At 52.6% G+C, this 16,960-nt stretch carries 17 protein-coding genes and 2 pseudogenes; 5 read left to right on the top strand and 14 right to left on the bottom strand.

Going from position 1 to position 16,960, the window contains the following annotated elements; genetic code table 11:
- Positions 1–214: pseudogene (locus tag QPL96_RS18790) on the top strand (IS110 family transposase); the annotation flags it as partial.
- Positions 215–715: 501 nt separating this feature from the next.
- Here QPL96_RS18790 and QPL96_RS18785 read toward each other — a convergent pair.
- The 4 genes from QPL96_RS18785 to QPL96_RS18770 form a co-directional block, all read right to left on the bottom strand.
- The gene (locus QPL96_RS18785) at positions 716–1,333 is read right to left on the bottom strand and encodes a DUF2931 family protein (RefSeq protein WP_303288815.1); all 618 of its coding nucleotides are present in this window, start codon (positions 1,331–1,333) and stop codon (positions 716–718) included.
- Positions 1,323–3,215, bottom strand: a complete 1,893-nt coding sequence (locus tag QPL96_RS18780) for a DUF2235 domain-containing protein (RefSeq protein WP_303288814.1) — start codon at positions 3,213–3,215, stop codon at positions 1,323–1,325. Before QPL96_RS18780 ends, QPL96_RS18785 begins: the two co-directional genes overlap by 11 nt.
- Positions 3,216–3,424: 209 nt before the next feature.
- The gene (locus QPL96_RS18775; RefSeq protein ID WP_303288813.1) at positions 3,425–3,925 is read right to left on the bottom strand and encodes a hypothetical protein; all 501 of its coding nucleotides are present in this window, start codon (positions 3,923–3,925) and stop codon (positions 3,425–3,427) included.
- Between the two features lies 1 nt (position 3,926).
- The gene (locus QPL96_RS18770; protein WP_303288812.1) at positions 3,927–4,241 is read right to left on the bottom strand and encodes a hypothetical protein; all 315 of its coding nucleotides are present in this window, start codon (positions 4,239–4,241) and stop codon (positions 3,927–3,929) included.
- Positions 4,242–4,705: 464 nt separating this feature from the next.
- Between QPL96_RS18770 and QPL96_RS18765 the strand changes: the two genes are divergently transcribed.
- Both QPL96_RS18765 and QPL96_RS18760 read left to right on the top strand, forming a co-directional pair.
- The gene (locus QPL96_RS18765) at positions 4,706–4,942 is read left to right on the top strand and encodes an addiction module protein (protein WP_044630802.1); all 237 of its coding nucleotides are present in this window, start codon (positions 4,706–4,708) and stop codon (positions 4,940–4,942) included.
- A gap of 2 nt (positions 4,943–4,944) precedes the next feature.
- Positions 4,945–5,268, top strand: a complete 324-nt coding sequence (locus QPL96_RS18760) for a type II toxin-antitoxin system RelE/ParE family toxin (protein WP_303288811.1) — start codon at positions 4,945–4,947, stop codon at positions 5,266–5,268.
- A gap of 117 nt (positions 5,269–5,385) precedes the next feature.
- Here the strand turns inward: QPL96_RS18760 and ltrA are convergent, their stop codons facing one another.
- From ltrA to QPL96_RS18720, 8 genes and pseudogenes are all read right to left on the bottom strand, one after another.
- Complete coding sequence (gene ltrA / locus QPL96_RS18755) at positions 5,386–6,897, bottom strand: group II intron reverse transcriptase/maturase (protein WP_303288810.1); 1,512 nt, start codon at positions 6,895–6,897, stop codon at positions 5,386–5,388.
- A 257-nt stretch (positions 6,898–7,154) separates the two neighbouring features.
- Complete coding sequence (locus tag QPL96_RS18750; protein ID WP_264756443.1) at positions 7,155–7,277, bottom strand: hypothetical protein; 123 nt, start codon at positions 7,275–7,277, stop codon at positions 7,155–7,157.
- Positions 7,278–7,640: 363 nt separating this feature from the next.
- Positions 7,641–8,258: a DUF2931 family protein gene (locus QPL96_RS18745; RefSeq protein WP_303288809.1), complete on the bottom strand. Its 618-nt coding sequence runs from the start codon at positions 8,256–8,258 to the stop codon at positions 7,641–7,643.
- Positions 8,248–9,813, bottom strand: coding sequence for a DUF2235 domain-containing protein (locus tag QPL96_RS18740; protein ID WP_303288816.1), 1,566 nt, complete (start codon positions 9,811–9,813; stop codon positions 8,248–8,250). Before QPL96_RS18740 ends, QPL96_RS18745 begins: the two co-directional genes overlap by 11 nt.
- Before the next feature lie 159 nt (positions 9,814–9,972).
- Positions 9,973–10,122: pseudogene (locus QPL96_RS18735) on the bottom strand (PAAR domain-containing protein); the annotation flags it as partial.
- 390 nt (positions 10,123–10,512) lie between these two features.
- Positions 10,513–10,800, bottom strand: coding sequence for a hypothetical protein (locus tag QPL96_RS18730; protein WP_303288808.1), 288 nt, complete (start codon positions 10,798–10,800; stop codon positions 10,513–10,515).
- 774 nt (positions 10,801–11,574) lie between these two features.
- Positions 11,575–12,192 (bottom strand): DUF2931 family protein, encoded by a 618-nt coding sequence (locus QPL96_RS18725; protein ID WP_303288807.1) that lies wholly within the window; start codon positions 12,190–12,192, stop codon positions 11,575–11,577.
- Positions 12,182–14,074, bottom strand: a complete 1,893-nt coding sequence (locus tag QPL96_RS18720; protein ID WP_303288806.1) for a DUF2235 domain-containing protein — start codon at positions 14,072–14,074, stop codon at positions 12,182–12,184. The genes QPL96_RS18725 and QPL96_RS18720 overlap by 11 nt, the downstream gene beginning before the upstream one ends.
- Before the next feature lie 202 nt (positions 14,075–14,276).
- Between QPL96_RS18720 and QPL96_RS18715 the strand changes: the two genes are divergently transcribed.
- Together QPL96_RS18715 and QPL96_RS18710 are read left to right on the top strand one after the other, a co-directional pair.
- Positions 14,277–14,588, top strand: coding sequence for a BrnT family toxin (locus QPL96_RS18715; RefSeq protein WP_303288805.1), 312 nt, complete (start codon positions 14,277–14,279; stop codon positions 14,586–14,588).
- Positions 14,563–14,835: a BrnA antitoxin family protein gene (locus tag QPL96_RS18710; RefSeq protein WP_303288804.1), complete on the top strand. Its 273-nt coding sequence runs from the start codon at positions 14,563–14,565 to the stop codon at positions 14,833–14,835. The genes QPL96_RS18715 and QPL96_RS18710 overlap by 26 nt, the downstream gene beginning before the upstream one ends.
- A gap of 447 nt (positions 14,836–15,282) precedes the next feature.
- On the opposite strand, the gene QPL96_RS18705 is transcribed toward QPL96_RS18710, so the two are convergent.
- Both QPL96_RS18705 and QPL96_RS18700 read right to left on the bottom strand, forming a co-directional pair.
- A complete protein-coding gene (locus QPL96_RS18705; RefSeq protein WP_303288803.1) occupies positions 15,283–15,849 on the bottom strand; it encodes a hypothetical protein in 567 nt (188 codons plus the stop codon).
- A 483-nt stretch (positions 15,850–16,332) separates the two neighbouring features.
- Entirely contained in the window at positions 16,333–16,806 is a 474-nt protein-coding gene (locus tag QPL96_RS18700; RefSeq protein ID WP_303288802.1) for a HEPN domain-containing protein, read from the bottom strand.
- Between the last annotated feature and the right edge of the window lie 154 nt (positions 16,807–16,960).

The raw sequence follows: 16,960 nt of genomic DNA, 5'->3' as shown, positions 1-16,960 counted from the left end.
GATCGGCAACGCCCATCTGAAATGGGCCTTCTCAGAGGCAGCCGTGCTCTATCTGCGGGGCAATGACAAGGCCCAACGCTATTTGCAGAAACTCCAGAAACGTATGAACAAGGCCAAGGCCCTGTCTGCACTTGCCCACAAGCTGGGAAGGGCGGCCTACTTCATGCTCAAGCATCAGAGGGTGTTCGATGAACAACGATTCCTGAAGGGTTAGTCACGCCACGGGGTGAGCATGACGTCTAACTGGATCAAACAGGATGATGACCGAAAGCCGGGAGTCCGCTGACTGGTACTCGATACCGAACCGGCCTTCTATCACCGCCGTTGAAGCCAGTCGCTTTGATTAGCCACCCCGTGGGCGTGCCTTAATACCATGAGCCAGTGCGCTTACACCGGTCCTGAGCCTGACCCTAACTGGAGCTATGCAGCCAGACCCTTGAATAGTGCCAGTGACCGGTTAACCGATGAATGTCTGGTGCCCCTGATCGACCGAAGGAACGACTGGTCAGGCTGTGGCCTAAAGCCACGTAAGAGAGCCCCTATATGTGTTTGCTGTGAGTGCCTGACAGCCCCGCGAGACTGACGAAGCAGGCGTTCTTGCTCATGGATTTAGGTTGGCCGCTGGCGCGGCCAAAAAAATGATTATTGCCTGTTGATTCCGAGAAGGCTCATATGGGTTATGTGGTGACTTACTCCCAATTTCTAATCACGACAGCTACCAGTCATCCACTGGTATACCGTGCTTATCTATGTACTCCTGACTGTCGCGTTGATATCTTTCGGTAATCTCATGATAATGCTCGGGGTGTGTTTCTATTTTTCGAGCCGAATAGCGCCCCACCTCAATCGCATTTTCCGCCCCGTTCATGATCCAGACAACCACCGTGCCCCCGGGTGCCAGACCAAACGTAAGGTCGTTACGAGGCATTTCAAAGATTTTGCCATATCGCTCAATTGGGGCGATCTCCTTCATTTTTTCTTCAATCTCGCGGGCATTCTCCAGTTTGATCAACGCCCGGTATGATTGCTGCTCAGCAAACGAGAACCACTTGATAAGCACCAGCCCCGGCATTGCCTGCCATTCCGCATTCCCTCCAGAGGGTTCCTTCCAACAACAGGAGACGCTCCCGATGGGTGCCCGCCAACCGATTTCACCAGACACCGATTCCAGGATAAAGGTCTCAACCCACGCATCATAATGTTGAGGTACAACCACAGAGATACTTCGGTAGGCAGGGTCCGGGCCATACCTTGGCCTTTCTGGTTCGTTATGGTCCGGGCATCCCGTAAGGACGAGAACACAGACGCTGACGAAAAACGCTTTAATACTCATGGTATTCTCCGTCAACCCATCGCCCTTTGTTCGGATGGACGGTTCGGCGACCATACTTGCCGGGCTTGAAAGGGTATAAAGGGCCAAGCTTCAGGTAGTGATCGGAGTGATGGATGTACCGCTGTTTCAGTAAGGCTTTGGATTCCGGACTCATCAATAGCGAGCTGTCATGCCAGACGTGGGCCGCGAGATTTCTGCCGATGGTCATTAATTCCGGTGGTAACACCAGTTGAGGATTTTCCGTGGGTATAGGATCGAATGGCACACGCGCATCCACCGCCAACTTGTGCATCAGGTACAGCGGAATACGAGAGTATTCCCCACACACCTCACGATCCAGCCAAAGGCGCAGCGTGATGTCGCCACCAGGCAAACCACGTGGGCGCTCCTTTTCAACTTCAAGTGTGGCAAATGGGTTCAGTGACCCGATCCAACCTTCGTTTTTAATCAGCGCCCGTTCCTGCAACATGCGGGAGAATTCGAAACTGGCTTCGGGATGACGGCGGTCCTTTCCTTTGACAATCAAGGGCGGGCGAACTTCAACCCGTTCCCGTAAGCGGTCCGGGTAACCACCGCCAATATCGGAGTGAACCCCCGGAAGCACCCATTCGCTGAAATGATCAGGCAAATTGCCGGATTCACCCCGCAGGCTGTTCAGTGAAAAATTGTGTCGGCGCTCATCCCGTGCGGCAAACTGGACGACCCGTTCGGCATCCTCCGACCGCAGGTTAACGTTAATGCGCCCGGTTTCGGCATCATGGGCAGAAAAATCCAGGTTGCCGAGCTCAGCAATCCCCGCAACGGTGTCGAACAGGCCGACAAAGCGAACCGTAACTTTTTTAGGCCAGGGTATGCCTTGCCGCTCGAATGCTTTGACTAGAGCCCCTTTGTATTCACCGTATAGAGAACCCGTCGTGTCACGAACTTCCCGGCTGACAAAATGCCGGGCGGTGGCTGCGCCACGGCTGAAGCCGAAAACATCAAGAACCAGTTCGTCGATGGGATCACTGACGAGCCAGATAATTTCATTTACCAGATCGTCGCTCCCCTGATCGACTTTCTTTAATATGCCGTGCTCGCCGAGGCCTAGGCCCATACTGGGTCCGTCGTCCGGCTCTCCTGACTTGGTGCCTACACCCGCAACATAAATGGAAGTCTTGCGTACTTGACCCCACTCATCACTCTGGAACTGGCCCTTCTGATACATTCGCTCCAACTTGGAGATATTGGTTTCTGCATTAAGGTAACTGCCCTCCAAAATCTGCGACAGTTCGCTGCTGCACTCTTCTTCCGAGATGGCTCCGGCGGCATTGGCCGTCAGGCATTCGTCCATTTGTCGCTGATAGGCCTGGGTGTTGTCGCGGTTATTACCGGTGCCATCGAAAAAGATGCCAGCCTCAACCCGGACTTTGGGATGATCCTCTTCTTCGGGGGAGTCATCCGCAGACTCGTCCGGCAAGCCTTCGTCAATCAACGCGCCTTTTTGAGCAGCTTTGCGCACAAACTCCTGCGGGTCTTTGTCCAGCAATTCCCTGGCGGCAGGGGTAAGCTGGCCTTTGTCGTCCAGCGCACCGGCCATGGCAAAATCCACAACCGGTGCGGTGTTGGTGGCAACACCCAGAATCACCCTTGGATTACCGCTGACAATAGAACCACCGTGACTGGTGGGGCTGCCAAGGTAGGCCACCGGCATACCATCGGCCAGCGCCAGCGGGTAGCCCTGGGTAATAACCGCACCACAGCCGGTGACATCGCCCACCCGGGCTATGGGTTTGCCTTCAACAAGAATACTGGAGCCGTTGGGCATGATGGGGGAGGAGCCGTGCCCTTTGATCGGGCAAACGTGCATGTCGCCAACGCAGGCGGCAATGAGATTACTCATGGTCAGAGTTCCTTTCAGCCAAAAGTAGCTTCCTGGCTACATGTAATTAAACATTGCTCAAAATCCGGGATTTTAGCATGGTTGGCACCACATAACGCCGCGCACAACGGCGCCCTTGAAATGGAGCCGAAGGCGCAATATAAAGGGCGTCGCCGTGCCTGCACTGGTTATGGGCTTTAGAGTGATAACCGCAACCAGATTCGGGAGAATTAAAGATGACTGGCGAATATTTTTTTGATTCCCTTTTTACTTAAAAAATTTGACTCTATTTTATATGTTTTATTGTCGGCACCTTCCTCTACTAAAAATACCGTAGATTTATCCGGCCCGATAAAATAGAAAATTTCCTTATTACCACTTGACCAAGTTCCCGAATCTCTGTTTTTCATAAAAACGTACCGAAAAGACTCAACCGCCTCTACGTCACATTCAGATGCACTTTTGCTTAGCACAGATTTAAAAAAAAACCTCGGACCACAGCCACCAGTATTTACATCCTTATCTAAACTAAAGCCAACAATACTCTTGCCAGGCTCGTCACTATATTTTGCAATTAGAATTTCGCTATCTGTTCCAAGATAACCAATGACGCTAGGATTATTAGGGATATAGAAATCGAGTTCTCCGTAAACTATACGCAAATAATTTCCATTCGCTGATAAAGAAAGAGGAATAATTGACATAATCGCAAAAACAAGCAGTGTTTTCATATTAAAGCCCCCACAATGCTGCGCGAATATGAGTCTTATAATTCGCCGCGACTTGATCCCGGCACATATTGTACAAAGAGGTATCTCCGGAAGTTATGCGCTGTCCAATTTTTACTATTTCTTTGATTATGTAATTAATACTTGGCGTGCAAGTCGGTCTTGGAACTAAATCTATGGAAGCAGTACATGACTGCGCCTCTGTGAGGGCTTCATACATTACTTTTGCTGAATTCTCGTTCACTGAGTGAGACTGTGCCAAACCTTGCCAGAAAAAATTGATTACAGCAGCTACGTATTCCCTGTCATCTGATTGCATTCCCTTCTCCTTTTTGCAATGGCTCTTCGGCATCTTCCTGTGCCGAAAAAAGTCTACCAAGACGGCCTAGGTAACTCCAGAAATGAACTCGATGAGATTTACGATGACCAATACCCACCTGGTAGCTAAGGGCCTTGCGGCCCTTTGTAGTGGTTCAATGAAACCAGAACACCGAATGGACGGAAGCTGACCAATGAATACGCCGGATTGCCCCGCGACCTGAACTCCCGATTGGCCGCCAACACCCTTGCCAGACTGAAGGCAGTTTTCTGCCTGCCGGCAACCACCCAAACCGCGCCCAAACACCAAACCCAAGAACACCGGAGCCAAGCCTTTAACGCCAGCCAGCATGCGCGGCTACGGAATGTAGGCGAAGCCGCAATTTAGTAGCCGTCGCCGTGCCTGGCCTTGTTAGGGCCTTTGAATAGGGATAGCATAATCGTATCGTCATTTGCGGAGGCTCCATGACTACCGAAACATTAGACCACCTACGCTCCCAGATTTCGACTCTCTCCGAGTCGGAACGTGCAGCGCTGGCTCGCGAACTCATAATGAGTCTGGACGGCCCCCGTGACGACTCGGTCGAACAGGCATGGAACGATGAAATTGTTCGCCGTGTGTCCAATGTCAAAAGCGGGAAAGCCACGCTGCTCAGCCGTGAAGAATTTCGATCAAAGATGAGAGCGAGGTTGGGCCAGTAACAGTGCGAACGGTAAGGATACTGGAAGATGCCTCGCAGGAAGCGATAGAGGCAGCAGCATGGTATGAATATGAGCAGCCTGGACTCGGAGCCGAGTTTTTCGCTGCCGTTGATGCAGCCATTGACGTTATTGAAGAAAACTTCCTCCCTTTATCACCTCTCCCCGAAGAAACCGGCAATACCGGTGCAAGGCGCCTAATTCTGGAGCGCTTCCCATACGACATAGTCGCCATTGAGCTACCAGATGAAACTGTAGTCATTGCCGTTGCTCATCACTCCCGAAAACCTGGCTATTGGCTGGGACGCAGTAAGCCACCTGGTAGCTAAGGGCCTTCCGGCCCTTCGCCCCATAAGAACTGTACGTGATAGTTTCCCATCATACAGCTCAAGCCCTTTAAAGGCCGCCCAGGCGACCCACCTATTCACATCCAGTAACGCATCCATTCAGGCGGCCAGTTTCTCGTAGGACGAGCTGTTCAAGAAGACTCGGTCCCGGCGCGCGTGCATTCGCTGCCTTGCGGTTCTCGCCTTATAGTAGTCGCTGTCGGCCAGGTCATAAGGATTGGCGTCACTGCGAACTTTGCTGTGATACCGGATCGGTAAGTCTCCAGCCTTGAACAAGCGTATGAGTTTCATGCCCGATGTTGTCGGGTAGTGGCACCCGTACTCTATGCGACCCTTGAAGCAACCCCGGTAGCGTTTCCTTATCCATGCCCACGTCTTGGATCGGTGTTCCCGTTGTAGCCACTTTTTCACCAGTGGGTAGATCCTGTCATCGACGTAACTCAGGCGTTGTTTCGCTACCACGTGTCGGTACGCATAGGCCCAGCCCCGGATCACGGCATTGAGTTTGGCCAGCAGAGCATGGAAGGGGATGCCTCGGTATTTCTTTAACACCCCTCGCACTTTCGCCAGCACTTCTCCGGTCTTGCCGTCCTCGGGCTGGATCAGCAGGGTTTTCCGGTACTTCTTGAAGTGAAAGCCCAGAAAGTTGAAACCCTGATCAATATGACTTAAACGTGTTTTCTCTACTGACAACTGTAGCCCACGCTCCGCCAGAAAGCGCTCGACCTTGGGCCGGACTTCGTGCTCCAGAATGGCGGGGGTGGTCCCGGTGATGATAAAGTCGTCCGCATATCGAATGATATGCAGTTTGCTGCGCCCCTGACTGCGGGACGCCGGCACAACCAGATCTTCCAGGCCATCCAGTGTCATGTTGCAGAGGGTGGGCGAGATAATGCCACCTTGCGGGGTGCCGTCTTCCGTCTCGTAGCGTGCTTCCTTGTCCAAGTACCCCGATTTAAGCCACTGCCCTAACACCCGCCTGGGCAGCGGGATATGCGTCAACAACCAGTCATGACTGATGCGGTCGAAGCAGGCTTTGATGTCTGCCTCCAGAACCCACTGGGCCGCGGTTTTCTGGGCCAGTACAATGAAGCCCTGTTTGCAAGCATCGTGCAGGCTGCGTTTTTCCCTGAAACCGTAAGAGTGTTTGTCCCCCGTGGTTTCCGCAATGGGGTTAAGCCCAAGAGCATAGAGGGCTTGCATCGCCCGGTCATGAAGGGTGGGTATCCCCAAAGGACGGCGGTCACCGTTCTTTTTCGGGATATAGATCCGGCGCAGTGGTTGCGCCTGATAACCGGCTGTCCTTAGTTGTTGCGCCGCCCGCCAGTATTGCCCGGGAGCGGTCCACCGCTCTCCGTCAACACCTGCCGTGCGGCTTCCTTTATTGGATATGACCCGTCTGACGGCGATCAGCTTTGCCGCAAACGAGCGCGATAGCAGATGTTGCAGGGCTCGCGCCTTACCCCACCGCTGCTCGCGGATAGATTTTGCGATACGCACTTGCAGTCGATACACGCGCTTTTCCATCGCCGGCCAGTCTATGGACTGCCAGCGTTGGGCGTCGGTTGAAGGTGCACTCGCCGTGGCGGCGATCATTTGTCGTTCCTTCATGAAATCGATTCTGTCAGCTCTCTCGCAACAAAGCACCGAGGGGACGTGGGCTCACTTTCGTGCCGGACAAAGTTCGAATCCGTATGCCTCCCATTACAGGAAACCCTTCGCTTTTTCCCCCATCTCATCGACGCAGAGTCACCGGCTCCCTTACGGGTTACCTTCCTCCTCCCTGAAGGCTCTACGACATTGCCATGTTCTGCATAAGCACCTTTACGAGCGACGTAGATGGAATCTGTATCCCGGCAATGCGGTGTCTACGCGCCGCCCACGTTATCAAGGCGACGACCGAGATTGCTTACCTTTTGGTGACTGCCTGTCAGCGCCTTTGGCAGATCTGGCATCTCACGGAACGTCAACGATTCTTCACTTACGTTCATCCTATCGCTCCATCCTAGCCCCCGACCGCCTGGCACTGGCAGTTCTGATTCCCCTCACGGTTCCTCTTAACAGGGTTCATTGTCCCCAACGCTTCATACCAAATCCGTTTCGCATGGTGGGTAGGATACTGGTGGTAGAACACCAGGTTGCGCTTTCGAGTACTTCTCTGTTGGGTGGGCCAATGGTGCGCAGAGCCAACAACTACGAAAATAACTCGAATTACAACATATACTTATGCAACTTCATGTCGCAAATAACGCCCGCCATCACCGGTGGCAAAACCGGAGCGAAGCGGAGGGTTTGGCATCCAGTGCATGGCTTGGTTATGTGATGCCTGACTCCCAAGCTATCAGGACATGCATCTACCAGCCATCCAGCTTGATCCCATTTTCCCGAAGATATTCGCCTTCTTTTTCCAGATATTCATCTACCCATTGAGAATAGTCTGACTTCTCGTTGTTAAACGGCTTAGCTATGTAACGCCCAACCTCAATCGCATTCTCGCTCCGATTCATAATCCACACTACAACGGTCCCGCCCGGCGCCAGTCCAAAAACCAGGGTGTCCCGAGGGTATTCCGCTATCTCTCCAAAGCTCTCAAAAGGTGCAATTTCCTTCATCTTTTCTTCGATTTCGTCAGCGTTTTTCAGGTGAATCAGAGCTTCATAGGATTGCTGTTCGGCAAAGGAAAACCACTTGATCAACACCAGTTCTGGCATAGCTTGCCACTCAGCATGCTTCCCCGACGACTCTCTCCAGCAACAAGTGATTACTCCAATTGGAGCTCTCCAGCCAATGTCTTCGGAACGAGATTCAAAAATCAACGTATTGACCCACGCATCGTAATGCTGGGGTACCACAACAGCGATACTTCTATATGTGGACTCAGGACCATTCTGAGGCCCTTCGGAACCTACTTGTTCCGAACACCCCAGAAGCACCAAAACATAGAGGCTGACCGCTAGATGTTTAATACTCATGATATTGGCCCTCAATCCACTGTCCTTTATTTAGATGCACGGCGCGTTTGCCGTATTTGGCTGGTTTAAAGGGATAAAGCGGCCCAAGCTTCAAGTAATGATCCGAATGGTGAATGTATCGTTGCTTAAGCAACGCCCGGGATTCTGGGGTCATCAGTAGGTCGCTGCCATGCCAGACATGGGCGGCCAGATTTCTGGCAACGGTCATTAATTCTTGCGGTATTGAGAGGCCTTCTACTTCTGGGTTTATGGACTGGAAGGGCACACCCGCGTCCACCGCCAGCTTGTGCATCAGGTACAGCGGAATCCGGGAGTATTCGCCCCGAACCTCCCGGTCCAGCCAAAGACGTAGCGTAATGTCACCGCCGGGCAAACCGGGTGGACGCTCCTGCTCAATCTCCAGTGTGGCCAGCGGATTCAGTGACCCAATCCAGCACTCACTTTTAATCAGTGCCCGCTCCTGCAACATGCGCGAAAATTCGAAGCTCGCTTGCGGATTGCGGCGGTCTTTCCCTTTGACCACCAACGGTGGATGGACTTCGACCCGTTCATGAAAACGATCCGAGTAACCCCCACCGATATCGGAATGAGCCCCCGGCAACACCCACTCGCTGAAATGGTCCGGCAGGTTGCCGGACTCATCCCGCAGGCTGTTCAGTGAAAAATTGTGGCGACGCTCATCCCGCGCCGCAAACTGGACAACCCTTTCAGAATCTTCCGGTCTCAGGTTGACGTTAATGCGTCCGGTTTCTGAATCATGTGCAGAGAAGTCCAGATTGCCAAGATCGGCAATTCCCGCAACGGTATCGAACAGGCCCAGAAAGCGAACGGTGATCTTCTTCGGCCATGGAAAACCCGCTTGCTTGAAGGCTTTGGCCAAAGCCCTGTTTTCATCGTTTACCTCCCGGCTAATAAAGTGTCGGGCTGTAGCAGCTCCACGACTAAAGCCAAACACATCGAGAACCAATTCATCGATTCGATCAGTAACGTTACGCTTTAGTTGAAAGAGAAAGTAACTGCAGCCTTCGTCAATTTTTTTGAGTATCCCTTGCTCACCAAGGCCAAGCCCCATGCTAGGGCCGTCGTCTGATTCGCCGGACTTTGTACCTACACCTGAAACGTAAGTTGAAATGCGGTGAACTTGTTCCCATTCGTCACTCTGGAGTTGGCCCTGCTGATACATACGCTCCAGCTTGGAAACATTGGTTTCAGCGTTGAGGTAACTACCCTCCATAATCTGCGACACTTCACTACTGCAATCTTCTTCTGACATGGCCCCGGCAGCATTTGCCGTCAGGCATTCATCTACCTGCTTTTGATAGGCTTGAGTGTTGTTTCGGTTGTTACCTGTGCCATCAAAAAAGAATCCTGCCTCTACCCGGACTTTGGAACGCGCCTCTTCTTCGGGCGAGTCATTCTGGGATTCGTCAGGCAAGCCTTCGTCAATTAACGCTCCTTTCTGCGCTGCTTTGCGCACAAACTCCTGTGGATCTTTGTCCAGCAACTCTTTGGCGGCCGGAGTAAGCTGGCCTTTATCATCCAGTGCGCCAGCCATGGCAAAATCGACTACAGGTGCTGTGGTTGTGGCAACACCCAGTATTACTCGTTGATTGCCGCTAACAATAGAACCGCCATGACTCGTGGGGCTGCCAAGGTAGGCCACCGGCATACCATCGGCCAGCGCCAGCGGGTAGCCCTGGGTAATAACCGCACCGCAACCGGTAACATCGCCCACCCGGGCAATGGGTTTACCTTCAACAAGGATGCTGGAGCCGTTTGGCATGATGGGAGAGGAGCCGTGCCCTTTGATCGGGCAAACGTGCATGTCGCCAACGCAGGCGGCAATCAGATTGCTCATGGTGAGAGTTCCTTTCTTTGGTGAGTAGCGTCCTGGCTACCCGTGATTAAACATCGTTCAAAACCCGTGAGTTTAGCATGGTTGGCACCACATAACGCTGCGCACAACGGCGCCCTGACAAGGGCGTCCGGCGGCCGCAGGCCGCGTATTGATGCGCCTGGTTAAGGGCCGTTCACCCGATTACTTATTTGGGCATCCAAAGTCGAATGCCCACTCCCGACACCTTGCACCAGGCTGACCCATGGCGCCAGGAACCAGAACACCGAATGCGTGAAAACCACCCGATGAATACGCCGGATTGCCCCGCGACCTGAACTCCCGATTGGCCGCCAACACCCTTGCCAGACTGAAGGCGGTTTTCTGCCTGCCGGCAACCACCGAAACCGCGCCCAAACACTAAACCAAAAAGCACCGGAGTAAGGCCTTTAACGCTTGCAGCATGCCATACAGCCGGGCCGCGGTGAGCCGGGGGTACTGCGCCAGGGTGTCCAGAATGAAGGGGATGTAGGGATCGACGATGGAAGCCTGTCGGGCACGTTCCGCTTTGGGCAGGCCGGCCCGGGAAAGTACGCGATCAACGGTGGAGTGATGGATACCCAACTGGGCGGCGATGGTATGCACGCCCCAGTGTTCCACCAGGTGGTAACGCAGAATCTTGGTGTCGCGTTCGGGATCATTACTCAAGGCTCTGCTCCTTCAAGCCGTGGCGGTCATCACCACCTTTGATCGGGTTTGCCCCGTTCCGGGGGTCGCAGGAAGTCGCGCCGAAGGAAGGGATCGCATTCGCAGTGGCAAACATGGCAGACCAGGACGGATTCGGTGTGCTTTTTGAGGTGTTCCCGGTGCAGGGCCAGCTGGCTCAACATAGGAGACAGTAGAGCAAGACGGATCGGCGGCGGGGAACCGTGATGCGTTACTTTTTGTCGTTGGCGTGCTCGGAAGCGACGCTGGCGCTGGGCGTTATTGAACCGGCCACGGCGGGTTAAGCGGTAGCGACGGGCCGCCCGTTGCTGTGAAACGGTACGGGCAAGATCGGCGCAGCCGTCAGCGCAATAGACCTGCCCCCGATCACAGTGGCGGCAGAGGATCACCTGGCAATGGCAGCGGGCGCACTGATAGAGTCGGGCACTGGGATTCATCGGTGGTCCAGGCCGATAAGGGCTGGTATTTAACCCGTTCCGGTGTGATCATGAACTGGCTGTGCGTAAGCACGGTTTGGGGCATGGCGTCAGGTAGACTCTCACATCTTGGCTGGAGCGATGCCCGTTCTCCTCGGTACGACCATCCCTACCGATATTCTGATGAAAAGTCACCCCGTCCAGGGTGTGCCCGGACGACAAGATGGGTTGTGAGTTGTGCCATCAGCAAAGAGGGAGCGCCAGGCCTCTTATGCAGGGCAGCGACAAATAACCGCGCATTTGGACCGGCATATACAACCCAAACTGTAATACTATATACCTACCAGCCATCTAGTTTGATCCCGTTTTTTCGAAGATATTGGCCTTCTTTCTCCAGATATTCATCTACCCATTGAGAGTAGTCTGATTTCTCGTTGTTGAACGGCTTCGCCTTGTAACGGCCTACTTCGATGGCATTTTCCGCCCGGTTCATTATCCACAGAACTACTGTGCCACCCGGTGCAAGACCAAAAACAAGGTTGTAACGTGGGCGCTCAACGATCTCACCGTAGCGCTCAAAGGGAGCCACCTCCTTCATTTGGTCTGCAATCTCATGAGGTTTATCCAGTTTGATCACAGCCTCGTAAGACTGTTGCTCTGCGAACGAAAACCAGCGAATTAGGAACAGCTCGGGAGTTGTTTGCCACTCCGCGCGGGAGAGTGGGGGACTTTTCCAGCAACAAGAGACAAATCCAAAAGGTCGGCGCCACCCAACATTTTCGGACAGCGATTCGATAAAGAACTTATCCACCCAGACATCGTAGTGTTCGGGAGCAACGACGCCTATACTTCGATAAGTAGAATTTGAGCCATGCACTGACCCTGCAGACTCGGTTTGCTCCGAACACCCAAGAAGCACCAACAAACAGAGAGTGACCGCTAGATGTTTAATACTCATTATATTGCCCCTCGATCCACTGCCCTTCATTGGGATGGACGGCCCGTTTGCCATATTTGGCCGGTTTAAAGGGATAAATCGGCCCAAGCTTCAGATAGTGGTCCGAATGGTGGATGTATCGCTGCTTCAGCAAAGCTCTGGACTCTTGGGTCATCAGTAAGTCACTGCCATGCCAAACGTGGGCGGCAAGGTTTCTGGCCACAGTCATTAATTCTTGCGGTAAAGAAAGGCCCTCTACTTCTGGGTTGATAGATTGGAAAGGCACACCAGCATCCACTGCCAACTTGTGCATTAGATAGAGCGGAATACGGGAGTATTCGCCACGAACCTCGCGGTCCAGCCAAAGACGAAGCGTGATGTCTCTGCCCGGCAAACCGGGTGGGCGCTCCTGCTCGATATCCAATGTGGCGAGTGGGTTCAGTGGCCCGATCCAGCCTTCGTTTTTGATCAACGCACGGTCCTGTAGCATGCGTGAAAATTCAAAACTAGCTTCGGGATTGCGACGGTCTTTCCCTCTCACCACCAGTGGAATACGAACCTCAACACGCTCGTGAAAGCGATCCGGGTAACCACCACCAATATCGGAGTGGGCACCAGGCAGTACCCATTCGCTGAAGTGGTCCGGCAGATTGCCGGACTCACCCCGGAGGCTGTTGAGTGAGAAGTTGTGCCGGCGCTCATCCCGTGCGGCAAACTGGACGACCCGTTCGGCATCCTCCGGCCGTAGGTTAACGTTGATACGTCCGGTCTCAACATCGTGTGCCGACAAGTCCAGATTGCCCAAATCAGCAATCCCCGCAACGGTGTCGAACAAGCCGACAAAGCGAACGGTAACCTTCTCGGGCCAAGGGATGCCCTCCCGCTCGAATGCTCTGACTAAAGCCCCTTTGTATTCACCATACAAGGAGCCCGTTGTGTCATGCACCTCCCGGCTGACAAAGTGTCGGGCTGTGGCCGCTCCTCGGCTGAAGCCAAATACATCAAGCACCAGCTCGTTGATTGAATCGTTGACAAAATCGCCAATTTCAACAGTCAGGTCACCGCAACCTTCTTCGATCTTTTTGAGTATTCCTTGTTCGCCCAAGCCAAGCCCCATACTGGGACCATCGTCCGGCTTCCCGGACTTAGTGCCAACCCCGGATACATAGGTTGATAGCCGGTAAACCTTTTCGCCGGTCTTGCTCTCACCTCGTTCTCGCTGATAAAGGTTCTCCAGCTTGGAGACATTCGTTTCTGCGTTAAGGTAGCTGCCCTCCATGATCTGCGACAGTTCACTGCTGCATTCCACTTCCGATATATCCCCGGCAGCATTGGCCGTCAGGCATTCGTCCATTTGTCGCTGATAGGCTTGGGTATTGTCGCGGTTATTACCGGTACCATCGAAAAAGATGCCAGCCTCTACCCGGACTTTAAAACGCTCCTCTTCTTCGGAGGCATGATCCTGTGACTGCTCTGGTAGGCCCTCATCAATCAAGGCACCTTTCTGGGCAGCCTTGCGAACAAATTCCTGCGGATCTTCGTCCAGCAACTCTTTGGCGGCCGGAGTAAGCTGGCCTTTGTCATCCAGTGCGCCAGCCATGGCGAAGTCCACAACCGGTGCCGTGTTAGTGGCGACACCCAAAATCACTCGTGGATTACCGCTGACAATCGAACCACCGTGACTGGAAGGGCTGCCAAGGTACACCACCGGCATACCATCGGCCAACGCCAACGGGTAGCCTTGGGTAATGACGGCACCGCAACCGGTGACATCGCCCACCCGGGCAATGGGTTTACCTTCAACAAGGATGCTGGAGCCGTTTGGCATGATGGGAGAGGAGCCGTGCCCTTTGATCGGGCAAACGTGCATGTCGCCTACGCAGGCGGCAATCAGATTACTCATGTTCAGAGTTCCTTTCAGTAAAAAGTAGCTTCCTGGCTACCCGTGATTAAAAATGGCTCAAAACCCGTGAGTGTAGCATGGTTGGCAGCCTGCAGCATGCGCGCCCTTGAAATGGAGCCGAAGGCGCAATGTAAAGGGCGTCGCCGTGCCTGCATTGGTTAGCACTTGTTGACGCCTGCGTATATGCTGATAATATACTTTTATGATCAATTGGGCACAAGTTACTGGCTTTGACTGGGACGAAGGCAACTCTCGAAAGAACGCGGAGAAGCATGGCGTCAGCCAGTCCGAAGCGGAAAAAATTTTCTTTAATGAGCCGCTTCTGGTGCTGGAAGACTCCAAACACAGCCAGGCTGAGGCCCGTTTTCATGCCCTTGGTGAAACCGATGATGAGAGATTACTCCACATCACATTCACACTGAGGCAGAACGGCACGCTGATTCGGGTGATTTCAGCTCGCAACATGCACCGAAAAGAGAGGGCTGTTTATGAGCAAACTAAAAAAGATGCCTGAGTTCAAAACTGAAGCAGAAGAGCGGGAATTTTGGGAAACTCACGATTCCACCGACTACCTGGACTGGAGTCAGGCCAAGCCTGCTTCGTTCCCGAAACTGAAACCCTCTACCAAGACGATCTCACTCCGGTTGCCGGAAACCCTGCTTGATCGGATCAAAATCGAAGCCAACAAACGGGATATGCCCTATCAATCGCTGATCAAGGCTTGGCTTTCGGATGATGTGAACGACAACCGTCGGACTTGAGGTACTAACGCCGCGCACAACGGCGCCCTGACAAGGGCGTCCGGTGGAGGCCGTAGGCCGGAACGAATTTGATTGCCTTGTTACAGCGACCGCAGCACTTGCGCTTAGTGCGTCGAAATAATTATCGCTGATCTCCAGTTGTATGCCATAACGACTTTACAAGCTAATCCGTCAAACTTTATACGCTTTGATTCAAGCTCACTCCTCAATTTTGAGAGAATCTGTCGCAGCCACCCCCTTACAAAAAGGCCAGCACCACCGATCAGTCCTACAACCAAAGAACGCATGTTGGCATTGCACCGAACTAATGTTTCAAGGGCTTCTTCGACAGCTTCAATCGTCCTCACGTTGAATGAGTCTTTTAACCGTGCAATTTCAGAATCATGGCCAAACAATACTTCAATAATGTTGAGAAGATCTTCTTTTTCCGAATTAGACAACGACTTTTTAAATCACTCCATTGATTATAAGTCTTTCAATCCTTTCTTCCGAAAGACTTTCCGTTTTTATCACTAGAATTTGATGCGAGTTATCTTCGTCAACAAGGACGATAAAGGATTTTTTCTTTCCAAATGCCCAGTATCCTGCTCCACTGGAAGTGTCAAAAACTCTAACCTCATCGGGAGATATATCGATATCAATAACAAACTTCTTAGATTTTTTTAATTCAGATATATAACTTTCTGGCTCAGACCCACTTTCTTTGATGCCAAATAAATACAAAGGCCAACCACGAATATCGACTCCTTCATAACCGAAGTCTTCGCTTGTCAAAATTTCAAGGGAAAAATACGAGCGGTCGGGGAGCATCACAGTTATGCCAGCGCCTGGAATTATTTTTGCACTTTCTAATTCAGCAACCGGAACATTTAAGCGACCGACGAGGCCAGAGGCTAAAATTAAGGTTGGCCCGTAATTCTTTTTCTCATACTGAACCTTTATAGCCTCATTGCCTAAGGCAGAATTGAGAGACAGACAAAAAAGCAGAAAAAAAACTACCGAACGATAGATCATTGAAAACTCCTTTTTCAATTTAGCACGGAATATTATTGAAAGCTGGAAAGGATCGCAACCTCACCCTGTCAACCCCAGCTCCATTGAGTCGCTGTAACGCCGCGCACAACGGCGCCCTGACAAGGGCGTCCGGCGGCCGCAGGCCGCGTATTGATGCGCCTGGTTAAGGGCCGTTCACCCGATTACTTATTTTGGCACCCAATGCTGAATGCCCACTCCCGATACCTTGCACCAGGCTGACCCATGGCGCCAGGAACCAGAACACCAAATGAACGGAAGCTGACCAATGAATGCGCCGGATTGCCCCGCGACCTGAACACCGAAAGAGCGGCTAAAACCTTAGCCGAACCGGGGGGCTGTTTACTTGCGAGGCCAAACACCGGAACCGACACCAAACACCAAACCCAAGAACACTGGAGCCAGGCCTTTAACGCTGAGCACAGGGGCGTCCGGCGGCCATCGGCCGCGAACTGCTGCGCCTTGTTAGGCTTGAATACTCGGGGCATGACGCCGAACCCAAGAAATAAGTTGAAGACTGGCCTGCTGCATAACCGATGCCGGAAAATGTTTTAGCGTATGGCCGTACCGAATTTCATTCGGGAACTTGGATGCCCCAAATTCCTCTGCTTCGAGCAATTTACCCAGTGTTGCGTCACCATAATCCTTGCTTGCGGGAATACCCCGAATGCGGCTTGCAGGGACGCGCTTGATAACGCCCTTTGCAATTTGCTCCTCAACGGAGCAATCAGACACGAGCCCAATCAGCTTTGAAAGGTCGTGGGTTTTGGGGACCGATACTCCTGCCTGAGCTAATGCGTATTTCAATGCTATCTCGCACGCAACCAATGCCGTGTACAAAGCGGCTCGCTGGCCCTCCTCAGGCAGGGAGTCGCTGCGGAGAATAAGGCCTCTCGACTCGGCCATGGCCTCAGCAAATTCTAGGTTGTATTCGCTCATGGCTTACGACTCCCTTCCCGCCTAACGCTGAGGTACTAATCCGAAATAAAGTAAGCGAACATTAATTTAATATGTAAGCCAGGTCAGGATGCCTAAAAAATGATTTCAATAGTGCTGGTAACTTCTGTAAACGTCGCAGTTACCGGTAAACAAT

This window comes from Marinobacter sp. SS8-8, assembly GCF_030540945.1.
Classification (GTDB): Bacteria; Pseudomonadota; Gammaproteobacteria; order Pseudomonadales; family Oleiphilaceae; genus Marinobacter.
The sequence above is the reverse complement of the archived record's forward strand: the minus strand, read 5'-3'. Positions and strand labels throughout refer to the sequence as shown.